Below are 2,889 nucleotides of genomic sequence, written 5' to 3'. Positions count from 1 at the left end.
TCAAGCTGCGATGGAGACGGACGAATTTTCCCTGACGGCGGTGTACTCCCTCACAGAGGATAATAGCAAAGCTTTTGCTGACAAATATAACAGCCAGCCGGAGGTTTTTACAGACCTGGCGCAAATGGCCGCAAGTGATCAGGTCGATGCCGTATATATTGCCAGCCCCAATTCCTTACATGCGGAGCAGGCGATCTTATGTATGAATCACGGAAAGCACGTGTTGTGTGAGAAACCTTTTGCGTCTAATACAGCAGAGGTGAAGAGCATGATCGAAGCCGCGCGCAACAACGATGTTCTGCTGATGGAGGCCGTTAAATCCACACTTATGCCTAACTTTAAAATAATAAAGGATCATATGTATAAAATAGGCCGGGTTCGGCGTTATTTTGCAAGCTACTGTCAATACTCCTCACGCTTTGATGCTTTTAAGCAAGGTAAGGTATTGAATGCGTTTAATCCAGCCTTTTCCAATGGTTCCTTGATGGACCTTGGAGTGTATTGTTTGTATCCTATGGTGACTTTGTTCGGCAAACCTGAGGAGGTTCGGGCGGTTGGTGTACTTTTATCCTCTGGTGTCGATGGCGAGGGCAGTATCGTGATGAAGTATCCTGATATGGATGCTACGGTCATGTATTCCAAAATTACAGATTCCTATCTGCCTGCTGAAATTCAGGGTGAGAATGGAACGATGGTGATCGACAAAATCAGTCAGCCCTATGAGGTGAAAATTCATTATCGGGACGGCACGATTGAAGATCTGACCAAAGCTCAGACGCGTGAGCCCATGTATTATGAAATTCAGGAATTTATTGATTTGATCAAGAGTGGTGAACGCAACAGTTCCATTAACTCCTTGGAGTGTTCACTTACAGTCGCTGAAGTGATGGAGGAGGCAAGACAACAATTCGGCCTTCGTTATGAAGCAGATTTGAAAAATACTTCTGCACATTAATCAGTGGAATGATCAAGATTACAATGCACAAAGGGCTGCCGATTTTGCAAACTTTGCAAATATACGGTTAGCCTTATTTGGCTTTGTAGCCCTAAAAGTGTAAGCAATTGTAATGACAGGAGTCAGAAGGCTATATTCATTTTTTATTGACAGATTCTCCTTCTTGTCTTAAGGTGTTAACAATGCAATATACAGTTAAATAATCCCACCTTCGTTCAAACGAAGATTAGGGAATTTTTTTAGGGTATAAATCCGATTAAATCCACCGGATTACTAAAATAGGATGGAGGAATACATACATTGTAGACGTAAGGAGGAAGCAGTTTGATAAAGTTTGAACAAGTTAGCAAAATATTTACCTTACCCAATCGTAAGGTAAATGCACTCGAAAAGGTTTCGTTATCGGTTAAAAAAGGAGAAATTTTCGGCGTGATTGGCTTTAGCGGTGCAGGTAAAAGTACGCTGCTGCGGCTTGTCAATTTACTTGAACGCCCCTCAGAGGGACGAATTGTCGTTAATGATCAGGATGTTACTCAGATACGTCCTAAGGAACTAAGGAATTTAAGAAGACGGATCGGGATGGTATTCCAAACCTTTAATTTGTTTAACTCTCGTACTGTATATGGGAATCTGGCTTATCCTCTAAAACTGGCTAAACTGCCCAAGGCACAGATAGATGCTCGTGTTAAGGAACTGCTGCAATTTGTTGGATTGGAGGATAAAGCGGATTCCTATCCGGAGCAGTTATCTGGCGGGCAAAAGCAACGGGTCGGCATTGCCAGAGCACTAGCGAATTCGCCCGATATTCTCATCTGTGATGAAGCGACCTCGGCCCTCGATCCGGAAACGACAGAAGATATATTGAGGCTGCTGAAAAAAGTAAATGAAGAGTACCAGATTACGATCTTGCTCATTACCCATGAAATGAATGTGATTCGCAGTATTTGTGATCGTGTGGCGGTGATGGAGAATGGTAGGGTGATTGAGCAGGGCAGTGTGTTCGATGTATTTGCCAATCCACAGACGAAGACGACGAAAAATTTTATTCGCTCTGTACTGAATGATCAGCTTTCACCCAAACTGCTGAGCAAGATTCGGGAGCATCACGCTGGCCGATTGTACAGACTTGTTTTTCGGGGTGGGGCGACCAGTGAACCGGTGCTTTCTAGAGCGACACGGAAGCATAATCTGGATTACAACATTGTATATGGAAGTATTAATGAGCTACAGGGAGCGCTGTTCGGAAGCTTAATTGTCGAGTTAATCGGTGCAGACAATGAAGTTAACAAGGTCGTGGAGGAACTACGAACGACGGTGGAGGTCAGGGAGGTCGTCGATCATGAGAGTTAATTGGGATACATTTTGGCTCAAGGTAGTGGAGGCTACAGGGGAAACGCTTTTGATGGTTGTTGTCACGCTGATTTTTGCCAGTATTCTGGGGCTTATGATTGGTTTAGTACTGTATGTGACACGTAAAGGGAGCTTGTTTGAAAACAAATTTGTGTTTATGTTTCTGAATTTGCTGATTAATATCATTCGCCCGATTCCGTTTATCATTTTTTTAGTGGCGATTAGCCCGTTTACGCGTTTAATCATGGGAACCACGATTGGAACCTCGGCGGCTATTTTCCCAATGACTATTGTAGCGGCCTTTGCTGTAGCGAGAATTGTGGAAAATAATCTGGTCTCCATTGATCCGGGCATGATAGAAGCTGCCAAGGCACTGGGAGCGACTCCATTTCAGATCATCACGGGTGTGTTGATTCGGGAAGCGCTGGGACCTTTGATTCTAGGGTTGACGTTTATTACCGTGGCCTTGATTGATTTCTCTGCCATGGCTGGTACGGTGGGCGGAGGAGGCCTTGGGAACCTGGCAATGACCTATGGTTATCAACGATTCGATACTTCGGTCATGATTGTCACGATTGTTTTGC

3 protein-coding genes are annotated in these 2,889 nt (G+C 44.2%); all 3 read left to right on the top strand.

Going from position 1 to position 2,889, the window contains the following annotated elements; all coding sequences use genetic code 11:
• A partial coding sequence (locus GRP75_RS23325) for a Gfo/Idh/MocA family protein (RefSeq protein WP_160790495.1) occupies positions 1 to 955 on the top strand: 955 nt, incomplete at its 5' end.
• Positions 956 to 1,279: 324 nt separating this feature from the next.
• Positions 1,280 to 2,305: a methionine ABC transporter ATP-binding protein gene (locus GRP75_RS23320; protein WP_053324692.1), complete on the top strand. Its 1,026-nt coding sequence runs from the start codon at positions 1,280 to 1,282 to the stop codon at positions 2,303 to 2,305.
• Positions 2,295 to 2,889, top strand: a 595-nt coding sequence (locus tag GRP75_RS23315; RefSeq protein ID WP_160790494.1) for a methionine ABC transporter permease, incomplete at its 3' end; no start/stop codon positions are given. The genes GRP75_RS23320 and GRP75_RS23315, both read left to right, overlap by 11 nt.

This window comes from Paenibacillus sp. OT2-17 (assembly GCF_009827695.1).
Classification (GTDB): domain Bacteria; phylum Bacillota; class Bacilli; order Paenibacillales; family Paenibacillaceae; genus Paenibacillus; species Paenibacillus polymyxa_B.
This window is presented reverse-complemented; position numbering and strand designations above follow the sequence as displayed.